Annotated in this window: 8 protein-coding genes; 3 read left to right on the top strand and 5 right to left on the bottom strand. The window is 58.6% G+C overall.

What is annotated here, in order from left to right; translation table 11 throughout:
* Positions 1 to 111: 111 nt before the first annotated feature.
* A complete protein-coding gene (locus IPM54_35615) occupies positions 112 to 2421 on the bottom strand; it encodes a DUF4215 domain-containing protein (protein ID MBK9265096.1) in 2310 nt (769 codons plus the stop codon).
* Between the two features lie 120 nt (positions 2422 to 2541).
* Here IPM54_35615 and IPM54_35610 point away from each other — a divergent pair, with 120 nt between their 5' ends.
* Positions 2542 to 6525, top strand: coding sequence for a DUF4215 domain-containing protein (locus IPM54_35610; GenBank protein MBK9265095.1), 3984 nt, complete (start codon positions 2542 to 2544; stop codon positions 6523 to 6525).
* Between the two features lie 14 nt (positions 6526 to 6539).
* Positions 6540 to 8756: a DUF4215 domain-containing protein gene (locus tag IPM54_35605; protein MBK9265094.1), complete on the top strand. Its 2217-nt coding sequence runs from the start codon at positions 6540 to 6542 to the stop codon at positions 8754 to 8756.
* A gap of 10 nt (positions 8757 to 8766) precedes the next feature.
* Here IPM54_35605 and IPM54_35600 read toward each other — a convergent pair whose 3' ends face one another.
* From IPM54_35600 to IPM54_35590, 3 genes are all read right to left on the bottom strand, one after another.
* Positions 8767 to 9771: a PEGA domain-containing protein gene (locus IPM54_35600; GenBank protein ID MBK9265093.1), complete on the bottom strand. Its 1005-nt coding sequence runs from the start codon at positions 9769 to 9771 to the stop codon at positions 8767 to 8769.
* A 62-nt stretch (positions 9772 to 9833) separates the two neighbouring features.
* Complete coding sequence (locus IPM54_35595) at positions 9834 to 11411, bottom strand: serine/threonine protein kinase (GenBank protein MBK9265092.1); 1578 nt, start codon at positions 11409 to 11411, stop codon at positions 9834 to 9836.
* A 233-nt stretch (positions 11412 to 11644) separates the two neighbouring features.
* Entirely contained in the window at positions 11645 to 15805 is a 4161-nt protein-coding gene (locus IPM54_35590) for a hypothetical protein (GenBank protein MBK9265091.1), read from the bottom strand.
* Here IPM54_35590 and IPM54_35585 point away from each other — a divergent pair.
* Entirely contained in the window at positions 15791 to 16741 is a 951-nt protein-coding gene (locus IPM54_35585; protein ID MBK9265090.1) for a hypothetical protein, read from the top strand. The two genes, IPM54_35590 and IPM54_35585, sit on opposite strands and share 15 nt — an antisense overlap.
* Before the next feature lie 85 nt (positions 16742 to 16826).
* Here IPM54_35585 and IPM54_35580 read toward each other — a convergent pair whose 3' ends face one another.
* The gene (locus IPM54_35580) at positions 16827 to 17213 is read right to left on the bottom strand and encodes a hypothetical protein (protein ID MBK9265089.1); all 387 of its coding nucleotides are present in this window, start codon (positions 17211 to 17213) and stop codon (positions 16827 to 16829) included.
* Positions 17214 to 17237: the final 24 nt, after the last annotated feature.

Raw genomic sequence — 17237 nt, 5'->3', positions numbered from 1 at the left:
ATTGAATCATCGTCGCGAGCGCCTGAAAGCTAGGGCGACTGAGCGAGGAATACTGCAATATTTCGAGCATTGTCGACCGACGACTTTCGTCCCATTCGGCTGCGGGACGGATCAAAGCGGCACGTGTGCGAGGTTGTCGCCCATGTCGGTTGGTTCGTCGCCGCGATTGGCCTCGTCGCCCAAGCCGAGTTGGCCATAGGTATTGCGTCCCCAGCACTTGAGGCGCCCATCGTGGAAGACGACGCATGTCGAATTGCGTCCCGCAGCAATGCCCACCGCAAACTTGGCCGATCCCAGGTCGACGAATGGCAACGCATTGCCCATTTGACCAGGTAATCCGCCACGACTCGTCGTCGAGCCCAAACCAAGCCCGCCCGAATGCCCATTTCCCCAGCATTTCACGCGCCCATCACTGGTGACCGCGCAGGTATGGTCGTAGCCTCCGGCAAGCGAAACGGCCGTCACGCCCGTGCCTAGATCGACTGCCGGCAAGGCATTTCCCATTTCCCCCGGCGCATCGCCGCGAAGCCACGTATCACCGAGGCCAAGCGTTCCATAGTCATTGTATCCCCAACACTTGACGCTGCCATCATCGAGCTGCGCGCAGCTATGATACATGCCGGAAACGGCGATTGCGTGTTTCCCCGTGCCCAGGTCGATCGTGGGCAAATTGTTGCCCATTTCATTCGGACCGTCGCCACGATGATTCTTGTCACCCAATCCGAGCGCACCATGATAATTGGCGCCCCAGCACTTCAGCGTCGCATCGGCAAAAAGAACGCATGTGCGAGCCACTCCGGCGGCAATGGCCGTCGCCACTTTGGCCGTCCCCAGATCGACCGCGGGTAAAAGATCACCCATGTCCGCAGGAGAATCGCCCCGTAATTCTTCATCTCCCAGTCCGAGTGCCCCATAAGGATTGCACCCCCAACACTTGACGCTGCCATCGTCGAGCAGCGCGCAGGTGTGCTCGTGCCCCGCAGCAATGCTGATCGCGGTCCTGCCCGTGCCGAGATCCACGGCCGGAAGTGCATCGCCCATCTGTCCCATGTTGACGCCCCGTGCAAGCGTGATCTCGCCGAGACCGAGCTTCCCATACGAGCTCGAGTCGCAATCATTGGAGCCCCAGCACTTCACTTGCCCGTCGTTCAGGATTGCGCAGTTATGCGATTTGCCCGCAGCAATGTCCATTGCTGTTTTTCCCGCACCCAAATTCACTGCTGGTAGATTCTCGCCCATTTGATTCGGTGCATTGCCCCGATCCACCACGTCTCCCAGCCCAAGCTGCCCGCGTTGATTGAAGCCCCAACACTTGACGCGACCGTCCGCGAGCAATGCACAGGTGTGGTATTCACCCATGACGACTCGTACCACCGGTGTCGAACAAATGCTCGGACAATCGTCTCCATCGATTGTATTGCCATCATCGCAGCGTTCGCCGATTTGAACGATTCCATCACCGCAGGCTGCAGGTTGGCATTGTGCGGTGCAGAAGTCGGTAGAAATGACATTGCCGTCGTCGCAAGTCTCTCCAAGGCCGCTTTGCACGATGCCGTCGCCATACACGGCCGCTTTGCAGGTGCTCGAGCACGCGTCGGCATTGTCTTGATTCGCATCGTCGCATTCTTCGCCTACCGATACGTAGCCGTCTCCGCAAAAACAATCCGCGCCCTCTTCGTTCACTTCTCCGTCACAATCTTCGTCGATCATGGCGGCATCGCAAACCTCGTCCCGCGGAACCACTTCGCCCTTGCACTCCTCGAATCCGCTGCCGGAATCGGCGCATGCTTGCAGGCCCTTTTTGCATTCGCCGGTGCCCGCGGTCCCCATTGCTCCCGTGTAACATTCGCCGACCTCGCCAGGCGTGCAAATGCAGCCTTCACCTTCTTCGTTCACCTCGCCGTCGCAATCGTCATCGAGCGGAGAGAGACATGTTTCTGGCCGCGGAGCGACTTCATCCAAACACCCGGAGATGGGCACGCCAAACGCATCGCAATACAACGTGCCCGAGCGGCACGCGCCAATGCCGATCAATTCTGCAGGGCCGCTGAAGCACGGAATTTCACGCCCCGGTACGTGTTTGGGCAACGTTCCTTCGCACGAATCGATGGTGCACGGATCGCCATCGTTTTCCACATCGAGTGGCGCGGGAATGACCTTTTTACCACCGGATCCATTACACACGACGTCCACACAATCCCCCAGCTTCTGGCCTGGGATCAGCGTGCCAGCAAGCATATCGTCGTACACGCATCGTCCCGCGTCACACGCAATGGCCTTGCGACATTCGGCGACTTCGACCGGACATTCCTCGGCAATGGCGCATTCGCCATCCGTGGCATACTCGATGGCTGCGAGCCAATTACAGCTCGGAATGAAAATTGCCAACATGACAATGACGAGTGGAAGGGCTTCTCGCATGGGTACCTCGAGCGCGACGACAAGGCGACGTGCCGACCCTAAATGTTTCACACACGGAAAGCAAGGCGGGTCGTCCGCAGAGACTTGACGTGAAGAATCATTCGCCTATACCGTTGAACAATGACCGTGCGAACGACGAACCTGAACTTGCTCAGCAAAACGTTCCGGTTCGTATCGCTTGCGTTCGTGGGCAGCTTTTGTGGATGTAATGCGTTCGCCGATATTTGGCCCGGCAATGCGCTCGATGCTGATGGATGTATTTCCTTGGCGGATTGCACCGTGGCGGAACCGGCATGTCGAACGGCGGTGGCTTGCACGGAGAACCGATGCATCTTCGAACATGCCATCGAAGGCAACCCGCTGCCGATGCAGGTTTCAGGTGATTGCATGCAGACGCAATGCGACGGCAAGGGCGGCACGAAACAGATTCCACTTCCCGACGACGCGGATGACGGCAATCCTTGCACTCTCGATGCGTGCGATGGTTTTGCTCCAACACATACACTGCAAAATGGTTTTTCATGTTATACCGGCCCACTGGGCACGCAGAACCAAGGGCTCTGCAAAGCGGGGTTTCAAGCATGCGATGCGACCGGCAAACCCGTCGGAATTTGTGAAGGACAGGTGGTTCCAAGGTTGGAGACGTGTTACACGCCGCAGGATGACGATTGCGACGGATTCGTCAATGAAGAGGGCGACGGGTGCGCGTGCACGCCGGGGTTTGCCCTGCCGTGCTATTCGGGGCCGGACGGTACGGATGGGATTGGAGTATGCCGCCACGGCTTCATGACCTGCTCCGCCGATGGCATCGCGTATGGCCCGTGCGAAGGCGAAGTCGTCCCCGGCGTCGAACATTGCGATCCGGGATTCGTCGACGAGGATTGCGACGGCGAGGTGAACGAAGACGGTTTGGATTGTACATGTGGTGATAATGTCGTTTCGCACGGAGAAATGTGCGACGACGGAAATATCGATGCGGCGGATGCGTGCAATCCGCTGTGTCAAATTTCTACGTGCGGCGACGGATTCGTAGCATCCTTGCTTGGCGAAGAATGCGACGACCAGAACCTCGATCCGACGGATCGCTGCTTGCCGGATTGCAAGAATGCCCCATGCGGCGATGGCATTCATCAGTTCGAAGAGAGCTGCGACGACGGCAATGTTCTGGATGGTGACGGTTGCCCCTCCACGTGCTTTTTCCCCGTCGTCGATGTTGCAGCAGGACATGACCATACCTGCGCCGTGCTCATTGACGGACGCGTCAAGTGCTGGGGAGACAATGATTATGGTCAGCTCGGATTGGGTGACACCGAGCGGCGTGGCGCGACGCCTGAAACGAGGCCAGGGTATGTGCCCGCCGTCGACCTCGGCACGGATAAACACGCAATCGCCGTTGCCGCGGGCTTCGAACACTCGTGCGCTCTGCTACTTGACGGAAATGTCAAATGTTGGGGTAGGAACGACTCGGGGCAATTGGGTTTGGGTGACACGCTTCATCGAGGCGATGAGCCTGATGAAATGGGGGATGCGCTTGCCGCCGTCAACCTGGGAACCGACAAGACGGCCGTTGCGATTGCCGCTGGATACGGTCACACCTGCGCCCTGCTGAATGATGGTACCGTCAAATGCTGGGGCGGCAATTATTATGGACTGCTCGGCCTCGGCGACGAGGTGTGGCGCGGGGGCAATCCGACGGATATGGGCGACAAATTGCCCGCGGTGGACATCGATGGCTCGAAGAAGGCCGTGGCCATTTCGACGAGAATGTACCACGTTTGCGCGCTCATCGAGGATGGAACCGTCAAATGCTGGGGCTACAATGGGAACGGAGCGCTTGGACTGGGAGACGCGAACCACCGAGGAGACCAATCTGGTGAAATGGGAGCCAATCTTCCCCCCGTCGATTTGGGAACGAACGAAGTGGCGACCGCAATCGCTGCCGGATGGAGTTACTCGTGTGCGCTTCTCGCGGGCGGCCGAATCAAGTGCTGGGGAGACAATGGTCATGGGCAGCTCGGCCTCGGCGATACCAATCATCGCGGTGACGTGCCGGGTGAAATGGGCAATGCCTTACCCGAAGTCGATTTGGGCTGCATCTTCGTCCCAATGCCCCAAGATTCACCGCTCGCCCAGCAAACTCAGGGAGATTGCGTGAAGAAGGTCTGCGACGGTACAGGTCGCGTTAAGTGGGTCCCCGACCCATCGGATCCAGGGGACGACGGCAATCCCTGCACGTTCGACCATTGCGAAGGTACGGTCCCGGTCCACAGCGTCGAGCCATTTTATCATTGTTTCAGCGGACCAACCGAAGCGCGAGGGAAGGGGATCTGCCGGGATGGCATTCAATTATGTGATTCTACTGGAAAACCATTTGGCAATTGTCAGGGTGAAGTGCTGCCCGCCGAGGAGACGTGTTCGACGACCGACGACGACGACTGCGATGGAGAAACGAACGAAGAGGGCGCGAATTGCAACTGCCTCCCCGGTGAAACGACGGAATGTTATACGGGGCCGCCCGGTACGGCTGGTACGGGCATTTGCAAGATTGGATTGCAGACATGTAAATCGAACGGCCTAGGATATGGGCCGTGCGAGGGCCAGCAGATTCCCATTGCAGAAACGTGCGATATCGCCAATTTGGATGAAGATTGTGATGGTACGTCCAACGAAGAGGGATTCGATTGCATCTGTGGAGATGGCTTCGTGTCGCCTGCGCGCGGCGAAACCTGCGATGACGGTAACTCGAACGATACGGACGAGTGCCGGAACGATTGCGTGCTTGCAACCTGTGGCGACGGCGTGATCCAGGCGGGTGAACCATGTGATGACGGTAATGCATCCAACACGGATGCCTGCACGAACGGATGCCTCGGCGCTAGATGTGGTGATGGTTGCCTTCAACAGGGGGAAAGTTGTGATGATGGCAACACGAGGAGCGATGACGCGTGTCCTGCACTATGTTTGCGATCCGCGGTGAAAATCGCGGCCGGGAACAAGTTCACGTGCGCGATTCTCATGGATAGCCCGGTGAAGTGCTGGGGAACGAACTTTACCGGACAGCTTGGTGTTGGCGATACGAAAGTGCGTGGCGACGACCCTGATGAAATGGGCGACAATTTGCCGCCTGCCAGTCTGGGTAGCGGTAACGATGCCGTCGACATCGTTGCCGGAGAAAGTCATGTCTGTGTGATTTTATTGGGAGGTACGGTCAAATGCTGGGGTAGCAACGGACATGGACGATTGGGCCTAGGTGATCAATTGTACCGAGGCGACAATCCCAATGAAATGGGCGACAAGCTTCCTGCTGTGAGTTTGGGCAAACCTGCCATTGCCATCGGCGCAGGAACCATGCATACGTGTGCCATTCTGTCCGACGGGCAGCTCAAATGCTGGGGATCTGGTGGTGCGGGTGAGCTTGGATTGGGGGACAATGCGACTCGCGGCGATGAGCCTTTGGAAATGGGCAATATGCTGCCGGCCGTGAACTTGGGAACCGGAAAAAAAGCCGTCGCCGTTACATGCGGTCATCAATACACGTGTGCAATCCTGAATGATGGCAGCGTGAAGTGTTGGGGACGCAATGACGATGGACAACTCGGGCTTGGCGATAACGTGTCTCGTGGGTTTCTGCCTGAGCACATGGGTGATGCTTTGCCTGTGGTCAATCTGGGCACGGGAAAAACGGCCGTACAGATTGCAGCGAATTACAATCACATCTGCGCATTGTTGAACGATGGCAGCATCAAGTGCTGGGGGCAGCTCAATCCCCCAATCGGCGACGAACCGAACGAGATGGGTGACAATCTTCCGGCGGTGGATCTGGGACCGGGAAAAACGGCGGTAGCCATGACGAGCTCGTGCGCTCTAGTGGACGATGGTCATGTCGAATGCTGGAACAGGTCGTTGGATACCGTCAATCTTGGAACCGGTAAAATGGCAACGGTCATTGCGTCCGGAGCCGATCACGATTGCGCGATCGTGACGGGCGGCCGCATCAAGTGCTGGGGATGGAATCAATTGGGTCAGCTCGGATTGGGTCATACGCTGCGCATCGGCGACGATGTCGACGAGCAAGGAGACCTATTGCCATTCGTGGCCCCATGACGAGGTTTGGCCCGATGAAACGATTTCGTTCGTCGTGCATTGCGCTGTTCACGACGCTCGTGCTGGGTGGCAATCCTAGCTGCAATGCGATCGCGCACATCCTCGAAGGACTCCCTCGCGTGCATGGCGCGACTTACTCGACCATCGACGACTGCACGGTCGAATTTCCTGATTGCCGTGAGGCGGTCGCTTGTGAGCAGCGCACATGCGTTTTCGTCGATGCTATCGAAGGAACGGCGCTTGCGCAGCAAACCCCGGGCGACTGCGTCCAGGTGCAATGTGACGGCCTCGGAAAAACGCGCACCATTGTCGTACCCACCGACTTCGACGACGGCGACCCGTGTACCGAAGACGCGTGCGACGGACCCACGCCAGTGCATATGCCAAAGTCCAACTTCCCTTGTTATGATGGTCCACCCGGTACGAAGGGCAAAGGCGCGTGCGTAGAAGGTGTGCAGGCATGTGATCCGCAGGGAAAACCCATTGGCGGATGTGTTGGACAAGTCTTGCCCATCGAGGAAACCTGCTACACGCCCGAAGACGATGATTGTAATGGGCAAACGAATGAAGGGGGACTCGGATGCATCTGCGAACCGAGTCAGGTGCTCCCGTGTTATTCCGGCCCCGCAGGCACGGAGAACCAGGGTGTTTGTCATGGCGGCACGATGGTTTGTCATGGCGGGCTCGGTTTCGGGCCCTGTGAAGGAGAACGGACACCAAGCACCGAAACGTGCGACGCTGATCAATTGGACGAAGATTGCGACGGCTCGGTGAACGAGGAAGGAACGGATTGCTTTTGCGGCGATGGTTATCTGTCATCCGTGCTTGGCGAAGCCTGCGATGATGGAAACGTCGAGCCCAATGACGGTTGTTCCGAAACGTGCCAGGAATATATTTGCGGAAATGGCTTCGTGCAGACGGGCGAGTTATGCGATGACGGCAATACGGTGAATGGCGATGGCTGTCCTGCGATGTGCCGGCATTTGGCGACGACGGTCGTCATTGGGCGCAATCTCGGGCACAGTTGCGTCATCCTCGACGACGCGCGAGTCAAGTGCTGGGGCCAGAACAACTACGGAGAGTTAGGATTGGGGGACCAGCAACACCGCGGAGATGCACCATTCGAAATGGGCAACAACTTGCCCGCAGTCGATTTGGGAACGGACATGGTGCCCGTCGCGCTTTCTGCTGGAGGAATACATACGTGCGCGCTGTCGACGACCGGACGCGTGAAATGCTGGGGGAGAAATGCAGTCGGGCAGCTCGGATTGGGTGACAACACGCATCGAGGCGTCATGCCGGGCCAAATGGGGGACAATCTGCCTGCGGTGGAACTGGGAACGATGAAATGGGCCACGGCAATCACGGCTGGCTGGGGCCACACCTGCGCCATTCTGAACGACGACACCGTGAAGTGCTGGGGAGCCAACGACGTCGGACAGCTTGGTCTGGGCGATACATTGCCGCGTGGTGATGGACCGAATGAAATGGGTGACGCATTGCCCGCAGTCGATTTGGGAACGGGCAAAACGGCCATCGAGTTGTCATTGGGCGTCGGCTTTACATGTGCGCTCCTGAATGATGGCAACGTCAAGTGCTGGGGCAATAATGGTGTGGGTCAACTTGGTTTAGGCGATACCAATCATCGAGGTAACGAATCCAATGAAATGGGCGATGCTCTTCCTGCTGTCGATCTTGGGGTAGGAAAAACAGCCATTGCCGTGGTCGCCGGTCTTGAACATGCGTGTGCGCTCCTGAATGACGCTACCGTCAAATGTTGGGGAGGCAACATGTATGGTCAGCTCGGTCGGGGCGATGTCATGAATCGAGGCGATGAGCCTCTGGAGATGGGAGACAACTTGCCAACGGTCGACCTTGGACTGGATCAGAAGGCCAAAAGCATTAGCACGTTCGTATCGACATGTGTGGTATTGCTCGACGGAGGCGTGAAGTGCTGGGGCCGCAATTTGGGATTGCTGGGCATTGGGGATGCGTTCGATCGCGGTGACCAGCCCAATGAAATGGGAGACAATCTGCCTTTCGTGAACCTTGGAACCGGCGCGACCGTCGCAAGCGTCGCGGTGGGGGGTTGTGCCTGCGCCCTACTGACGACCGGCGACCTCAAATGCTGGGGTCCGAATTATTATGGACAGCTCGGGCTCGGCGATAAGGAAACTCGAGGTGATGAAGCGGGAGAAATGGGCAATCAATTGCCGCACATTCTGTTTTGAAGGCCAGGCATCAAAACGTTCCTCGCGCTCCGAGCCATCCCGGCGCCATGACAATGCCCGCCCGCACTTCGCCGCCGCGCGCATTCGGCTTCGGTTCGTCCGTTTTGCCTTGTTTCGGCGGCGGAGCGGTCACCCACAACAGGACCCCGCCCGCAGCGAGCGCGCTTCCCGCAATGATGAGCCCTGTCGACACATTGCCCCACTCCACGGCCTTTTCGCGCATGAGTCGGCCGAATTCGTCACAACGATTCGTTTGCACATCGCAATGGCCGTCCGCGTTGCAATCATTTTTCGTCGCAATGGCCACGCCTCCAAAAATCGCTCCCGCCACGATGGCGACGGCTCCCACCCCCGCACTTGCCATACCCAACGGCATTTGCCACGTCCGATCCGGAGCCGGCGGCGCAATCACGACCGGAACGATTGGCTCCCCGCCTTGCGGCTTTGCCTTGGGGTCCGGCTTGATGGCACCTTCGGGCACCGAAAACTTCACATTCACACCGTCGGTCAACACCTCGATGCGCTTTTTCCACGTCGTATACCCGGGCGCCGTCACCACCAGCTCGTGTTGACCAGCGTCCACGTAGAGCGCCGTTGCCCATTGCGGCTCACGTAACTCCACGCCATTGCGCACGATCGATATGCCCGGCACCTGACTCAGCACCGCAGGAACGATGATCGACAGCGTAGCGAGCTTCGGTTTCAGCGCTGCCGCTCTTTTGCTCGCATCCTCGGCCCGATCGGTTTGTCCGAGCCGCATCGCCACTTGTTCGGCAAATGCAAATTGCGTCCACGCACTCGCCAATCTCCCGAGCTGTTCGTAACACTCCCCCAGCGTATACTTGCCGCCCACACCTTCGGGCACGAGCCGCGTCACTTCCTCGAGCTTTTTGCACGCGCTCGCGAACTTTCCGGCGTCCATCTCGCTGACGGCTTGCTCATACAGCGCTTGCGCATCCGTTGCTCTTTGCGGGTCAATCGTTTGTCCAAGCGAAATTGCCGAAGCTACGAGCACCAAGCTCGAACATGCCCATGCACACGTCCATCGAGCCCCGCTGCTTGCGTGCAATCTCGAAATCAAAGTGGCCCTTTCCTCCATTTGCGTGCCCCGCCATCCGTCGGCGCTGGCGCCACCGTGGAGTTTTCGGCTTTCGGCGCCGCTGACGCGGATGGCGCTGCATCATCAACTGATTTCGTCGAGCCCTTCGGCGCTCCCGTACGTGCTGTCGTCGTGCTCGATGCGAACGTCGCTCCGTGCAGATTCGATGCGGCCTTGGCACTCGCACTCGGCAATGCAGCGGCGCTCGCTTCCTGCGCAGTCACGACCGGCTCGGCCAACGCCGATCCTACAGGCGCCCGTGGCTGCTCGACGGGCACTGTGTCGACTGATTCCGCCCTTGCGCTGAGATCATTCGAGTTTGTCTCCGTGTGCGAGGGCGAACGCATGCTCACGTACGTGCCAGCTCCAAGAAGGACGGTGACCACGCTGATGACAGCCGCGACCGCGGCGCGCGTTCGTTTTGTCGGTGGACGATTTTCCGAATCATTTTGCGACGTTGCGGCGCTTGCCCGCACCTCGTTGCCCTGCGTTTTGTCGTCTGGTTGCGACAAACCCGCGCGTGACGTGTCCTCGAACGATTCTTCGACGAACGCTCCCGCCAGCACCTGTTCGAGCGCTTTTTGTAGCGCTTCGACGTTGGGATATCTGCCCTCTATATTCTTTGCCAGACAGTGCTGAATCACCGCCTCGAGCGAAGGCGAAACATCGGGCACGTGCGCGCGTATGGGCTTTGGGGCGACATTCATTACGCTGTGGACCACCTGCGTCAGCGTTTCACCTTCGAATGGCACTTTTCCGGTCACGAGCTCGTAGAGCACGACGCCGAGCGACCAGATATCCGTTCGCGCGTCGACATTGCGGGCATGGGTCATTTGCTCGGGAGACATATAAAGCGGCGATCCGAGCATGGCGCCGGTTTTGGTGAGGTCCGAGCCGGGCGCTGGATTGAGCTGTTTGGAGATGCCAAAATCGAGCACTTTCACGATCGGTGCGCCGGTCTTTGGTTTTCGCGTGAGAAACAAGTTCGCCGGTTTGATGTCGCGATGCACGATTTCTTTCTCGTGCGCTTCGGCAATGGCCTCACATGCTTGCAGCACGTACGTGATTGCTTCCTTTGCGGGAAGACGGCCATGGGATGCGAGATGCGTCTTTAGGTCCGTACCTTCGAGGTACTCCATCACCATGAACAGGAGGCCATCATCTGGGCGGCTGATGTCGTGCACGCGTGCGACATGGTCGCTTTTCAGTCGTGCGGACGCGCGCGCTTCACGCAGAAAGCGATTCACGGCATCGTGTTTGTCCATGATATCGGGCAGCATGATCTTGATTGCATAAAGCTCCCCAAGCTCGATGTGCCGCGCCGCCACGACCGTGCCCATGCCGCCTTGCCCGAGCACTCGCTCGACGCAGTATTTGCCGAGCAAAATGTCGCCGGGCGACGGCATCGTGGGCGATTCGCCGCGTTCAGCTTCGCTGTTCTCCGGCGTCGCAGCGCCATGACCCCATTCGTTGGCACGCTTTGGCGGGCGCGCATCGACGGTGACTTCATGCTTTTGTTCGTGGCGAGCGTGGCCTTGTTTCGACTTGGCGCGCATGGGCCGTGCTTTGTTGCGGCTCACGAGTACGACGACGCTCGTGCCGTTGGGAAAATCCGGGCGCGATCATCGAACGATTGCCCCTTTGCCGCAACCATTTTTTGACGACCTGTTTGGGCTGCGTTCGGGCATCGGCTCATCGAGGAGTTCGCAGCACAGCGAGCGGATCGGAGCAAGTCAAGAAAATGCGAACGGATGCGCCGACAAACGTCGGCGCATCATGCACTGCACGTTCACTGGTACTTGGCCATGAAGAGCGCGTTGACCGCGCCCCAGCCGAAATCGACGTTGGTGTAGTTGTTGGGCGAAGCCACGTACACGGCACCGGATAGATCTCCAGCTACCAACAGCATATCGGCACTCACGAGGTCGACATGCCATAGCGCGTTTCCGGAGGCATCGAACTTGACGATGAACTTCGCGCCTGAAAGCGTGCCCGTGCCAAAGTCGATGGGTCCTGTATGATTGCCCCATACCGTCATATCGCCCGTTGCCGTGCGCGACAAGCCATTGACGTCTCCCATTGTGAACATGCTGCTGCCGAACTGTTTTTGCCACACGACGTTGCCTGCCAGATCGAGTTTGATCAGGCCGAGATCTTGCGGTCCTGCGGCTGTCATCGGACCGGCGCCGTAATTGATGGTGCCGGAAAAACTCACAGCGATCAGGATATTGCCGGCCGCATCGACATCCCATTGGGAGCTTGCAATGGAGCCTATCGGGGACTTGGTCCATAGCGGCGTACCGTTCACATTCGTCTTGATGAGACTCGCTCCGGAGCTCCAATGGAATTCTCCTGCCGGGCCAAGGACGATCGGCGTCTGAATGCCTGCGGGGACTGGCATGCTCAACTCCGTAACACCACCGGCGGAAGCGCGTAGGAGTTGGTCGTTTGGCAGAATTGTTCCGTAGGAGATGGGAGCGCAATAGTTGTTGTAGTTCGACGGCACGATGGCGCCGACTTGCCCGGCGTCGTTCTTACCGATGAGATGGTGTAGAGGAGCGAATCCGAGACCCGATGGTTGCGAAATGTCGCAGGAGTAGTTGCACGGTTCCCACGGGACAGTGCACCATCTGTCGGTCATTTCGTACGACGCCACCACGCCACCTCGGGCCGTTTGGATGGAGCTATACTGCGACCATTGATTGCTGGAGGAGCCATAATGCATAAGGTTTGGCATACCGTCGGCGCTGAAGGACCCTTTGAGCATACTATCCGTCCACCAACCGACGACGGCCACACCTTGCCCATTGTTGAACGCCGCGATTCCGTTCACATCGAGGTTGTAGCCCGTAGGGATGGTCATCCATTGGAGTGGGCCATTGGCAGGCTTTGGCGAGTCGCATACCATCTTGTTGCAGATGCGGCTCACGCATTCGCTGCCCGACGTGCAGGCGCCGCCGGTGTCTTTGATGCATTGACCTGCGCCATTGCAGATGTCATTGCACGCGGGGGTCCCGGTCGGGTCGCTTTGTCCCGCGGGGATGGGCGTGCACGCTCCCACGGACCCCGCCACGTCGCATGCGAAGCAGGTTCCGGTGCACGCCGTATTGCAACAAACACCGTCCACACAATGGTTGGAGCCGCATTCTGCATCCGTGCTGCACGCGCTGCCATTCGCCAACAGCACCGAGCACGCGGCTGCACCGTCGCATTTGCCGAGCGGGCATTCGTCGTCGGGATCGGTATTCGCAAGAATGACGTCACACGTACCGTCGCTGCCGCTGCTCTTTTTCGCCGCGCTGCACGCCATGCAGGTCCCCGTGCACGCATTGTCGCAACATACGCCGTCCACGCAGAGGCCCGACACGCAATCGGTTGCCGTAGCGCACGTCGTTCCATTGGGCGCTTTGATGCACGCGCCGGCACCATCACACGTCACTCCGCACTCGTTGTCCGGATCGGTGTTGGCAGCGACGAGGCCACAGGATCCATTGAGTCCACCGCCCTTTTTGTCTGCGCTGCACGCGTAACAGGTTCCGCCGCAATGATTGTTGCAGCAATACCCATCGACGCAATAGTTCGACAAACATTCCGCCGTGCTCGTGCACGTGGCACCATTGTAGTATTGGCAGGTGCCGCTTCCGGAGCAAGCACCGGCAAGACATTCATTGTCCGGGTCCGTGTCGTATTTGATGTTCCCACACGTCCCGTTCGCGCCACTGCCCTTTTTCGCCGTAGTGCACGCTGTGCACGTGTCCGAGCATGCCGAGTCGCAGCATACGCCGTCGACGCAGAATCCCGAAGCGCATTGCGTTGCCAGCGAGCATGCGGCGCCGTTGGCTTGCGGCGTTTGCGATTGGTTGCACGCGCCCGAGCCATTGCATTCACCAGGGTTGCATTCGTCGTCGGGGTCTTTGGTGTTGGCGATGGGCCCACACGAGCCGTCGTACCCTTGACCTTTTTTCGCGGCGCTGCACGCATAGCATGTGCTCGTGCAAACGTTGCCGCAACATACCCCGTCCACGCAATAATTCGAAAAACATTGCCCGGTCGACGTACACGGCGCGCCATTGTAATAGCGACACGTCCCATTGCCTCCGCACCGTCCACCGACGCCGCATTCGCCCTCGGGATCGGTCTCCGATGCAATCGGACCACATGTCCCATTCGCCCCGTTGCCCTTTTTGGCGGTGCTGCATGCTTGACAGATGCCCGTACACGCGGTGTCGCAACAGTATCCGTCGACGCATTGGCCCGAAGCACACTGTCCGCCCGACACGCACGTCGTGCCATTGGCTTGCGGCGTTTGAGGCTGATTGCATGTCCCGGAGCCATTACATTCTCCCGGATTGCATTCGTTTTCCGGATCCTTGCCGCTCGCCATGGGACCGCACACGCCGTCGTACCCTTGGCCCTTTTTCGCTTCCGAGCAAGCGTAACACATACCCGTGCAGATGTTGCCGCAACAGAAGCCGTCGACGCAATACCCGGACAAACACTGCGACTTGTCCGAGCAAGGCACGCCGTTGTATTGCTTGCACACGCCGGCGCCATTGCATGCACCACCCCAGCACTCTTCGTCGGGGTCTTTGTCGTTGGCAATCGGTCCGCACACGCCATCGGCGCCCTGGTTTTTCTTGGCTGCCGTGCACGCCTGACACGTCCCCAAACACCAATTGTCGCAGCACACGCCATCTGCGCAATAGCCGGACGCGCATTGTGTCGACGTCGAGCATGCCGTGCCATTCGCTTGTTTCGTCTGTGGTGTGGTACACGTCGAACCGTTACACGTGCCGCCACCGTTGCATTCGCCATCCGGGTTCGTACCCGCGGCGATGTTGCCGCAAACCCCGTTGATTCCGCTGCCTTTTTTCGCCGCGCTGCACGCTTGACACTCGCCCATGCAAATGTTGCCGCAGCAATATCCATCGACGCAATAATTCGACAAGCATTGCGTCGACGACGTGCAAGTAAAACCATTGTAGTTCTTGCACATGTTTTTCCCATCGCACGCGCCGTAAGGACAGTCGTTGTCGGGATCGGTGTCGTATTTGACCGACCCGCAGATGCCATCGGCGCCGCTTCCTTTTTTCGCTGCGCCGCACGCCATGCACTTGTTGTCGCATTTGCTATCGCAACAAAATCCGTCGACGCAATACCCAGTTGGACATTGCGATCCCATCGTGCATGCCGTCGCATTCGATGGAGGCGCCATGGCTTGCTCGATCCCCGCGGGCGCGTCCCAACGAGGGTCGTGGACAATATCGGATTCATTCGTAGCAATGCTCTCACTGCTGTCCGCAGCGCCGGCCCACCCGTTCGAGCTGCCTCCGGCGCCCCCGTGCCCTTCGGGATTCTCGGCGCCGCACCCGATCATGAATGACAAAACCGTGCAAGCAAGAATGTTGGTGAGGACGTAATTCGAAGGTTCAATGTGCCTTTGATTCTTCATCGTGGGTATTCCTGGCGTCGTTATGCCGTCGAGTTGGTGGTTGCTCGAAAGTGCCTTCGTTGCGGTTGCCGTGGTGGATGTTCGCGCGTTCACCGACGGAACCCAATTTTCTGCCGGTCGGTGCCAACCTCCAGGAGAAATACGCCGGAGCGAGAGACAGCGATACGCAATGCATTGGCCGAGCTCGGCGCTTCGTCCGAGCAATGATGGTGGTAGCGGTTCGTCTCGCCAATGCTCGAACCGCGGAAAAACGACGCAGATTGCGGCTTGGCTATTCGGCTCGGCTTGGGGCGGAGACCGTTTTCGCGTCAAGGCGCGAGGCGAACGAGGACCGAGGTGGCGGCCATCATTGCCGCAGCGCCGCCAAAGCCAGCGTTCCAGCCGCCAGCCGACGAGCACGCACATCGTGCAAATCTTCTCGACAAACTTTTTTCCAAACTTTCCCTTGCTCTTGTGGATCCAGCCGTGTAAACTCGGTGCTCGATGGATCCGAAGCACAACGGGTACAACGGTGGTCGAGCGATGTTGGCTCCGGGGACTGTGTCGAGTGTTTCGACGTATGTTTTGCCGAGTCGGGAGCGCACGCCTACGCCGGCTCCCGGGCCGTTTCCGCGAGTCGACGACCATTTGGTCGAGCCGGAAGTGACGCGAGACATCGTGATTCGCGGCGAGCGGATGGTGGCGCAGCCGGCGGAGAAGGACCATGCGGATGCGCATGCTCGTGTGGACTTCGTTCTCTTGGCGCATGTCAAAGATGACCGCACGTCGAGCTCGGATTTGTTGACGCGCGTCACGCAAGGGTCGGATTTTGCGACCGACGGCAGTGTGCGGAGGTCTGGAAACGACCCGGCGACCGGGGCGCGGTATTTGGAAGAGCTGTCGTTCGAAGTGGTCAATGAGCAATCGCCGGGCCGGGCGAAACAAAAGGCCGAGGATCTGGCGTATCGTGGGATTCGCCGGATATTTGGGATATTCGTCAAGACGGGGACGGTGGGTGAGTGGTCGCGCGAGAAGAACGAATTCGTGCCGCTCGACGCAGGTAGTTTCATTGAAGATGAAGCTTTGATTCGGCCCATTGCCGTGCGGGCCTTGTTGGATCGGGCGCAAGCAGAAATCGACGTCGCCAAAGCGCTCATCAAGAAAAACAATCCGGAAATCGTCAAACTGAAACGAGCCGCCGAAGACAGAGGACACAAGAAGGGCCTCGACGAAGGACACAAGAAGGGCCTCGACGAAGGCTACAAGCAAGGTGACCTGCAAGGTCGTCGCGCCATGCTCCGAGAAATCATGGAAGAGCAATTCGGGGCACTCACGCCTTCCGTGACAACCCGAATCGAATCGGCCAGCATCGAGCAAATCCGGGCGTGGACCAAGAAGCTGCGGCATGCAACGTCGTGCGAGGATGTCTTTGCCGAAAACGATTCTCCGTCGTAAACCATCGCACCCCGCCAAGCAGCGAGGTCACGAATTCCCGGGCGAGTCCATCCTTCGATCAAATCGACCCAAGCTTTTCGTGATGCTAAACGAACGTCATGTCGACGTGTCCCGCAATGAAGCCATAAATATAGTCCTTCATTACGTTGGTGCGCACCTGCACGCTGTACTTGTCCCGCCACGTCCAGAAGTCGAATTGGTAGCCAATACTGACTTGCTGAATTGGGCCCGACAACCATACCCAATGCTCGAATTTGGGCTGAGGCGTCGTTTGCACCGGCGCCCACCGCGTCAGTGTTTGCTGCGACGGTGATTGACTCAGCGCTTCGAGCTTCATCCATTCATCGCAGGCCGTGATGCCCATGAAGGCGAAAGCCGTTTTGTAGATTCGGAAATAACGATTGATATCCCCAATGACTTCGCGCAGCGGCATCGTCGACTTGAATTTGTATATATTTGCCTTCGGCAACACGCCTTTGAGCAATCCGGAGAGCGA

The organism is Polyangiaceae bacterium, assembly GCA_016715885.1.
GTDB lineage: Bacteria > Myxococcota_A > Polyangia > Polyangiales > Polyangiaceae > Polyangium.
Note: the sequence above shows the minus strand (reverse complement) of the source record. Positions and strands in the feature narration are given on the sequence as shown.

Excerpts from the sequence above, each read along its gene's own strand:
- IPM54_35615 (MBK9265096.1), bottom strand. The coding sequence starts at position 2,421 with ATGCGAGAAGCCCTTCCACTCGTCATTGTCATGTTGGCAATTTTCATT.
- IPM54_35585 (MBK9265090.1), top strand. The coding sequence starts at position 15,791 with ATGGATCCGAAGCACAACGGGTACAACGGTGGTCGAGCGATGTTGGCT.
- IPM54_35610 (MBK9265095.1), top strand. The coding sequence starts at position 2,542 with ATGACCGTGCGAACGACGAACCTGAACTTGCTCAGCAAAACGTTCCGG.
- IPM54_35595 (MBK9265092.1), bottom strand. The coding sequence starts at position 11,411 with ATGCGCGCCAAGTCGAAACAAGGCCACGCTCGCCACGAACAAAAGCAT.
- IPM54_35605 (MBK9265094.1), top strand. The coding sequence starts at position 6,540 with ATGAAACGATTTCGTTCGTCGTGCATTGCGCTGTTCACGACGCTCGTG.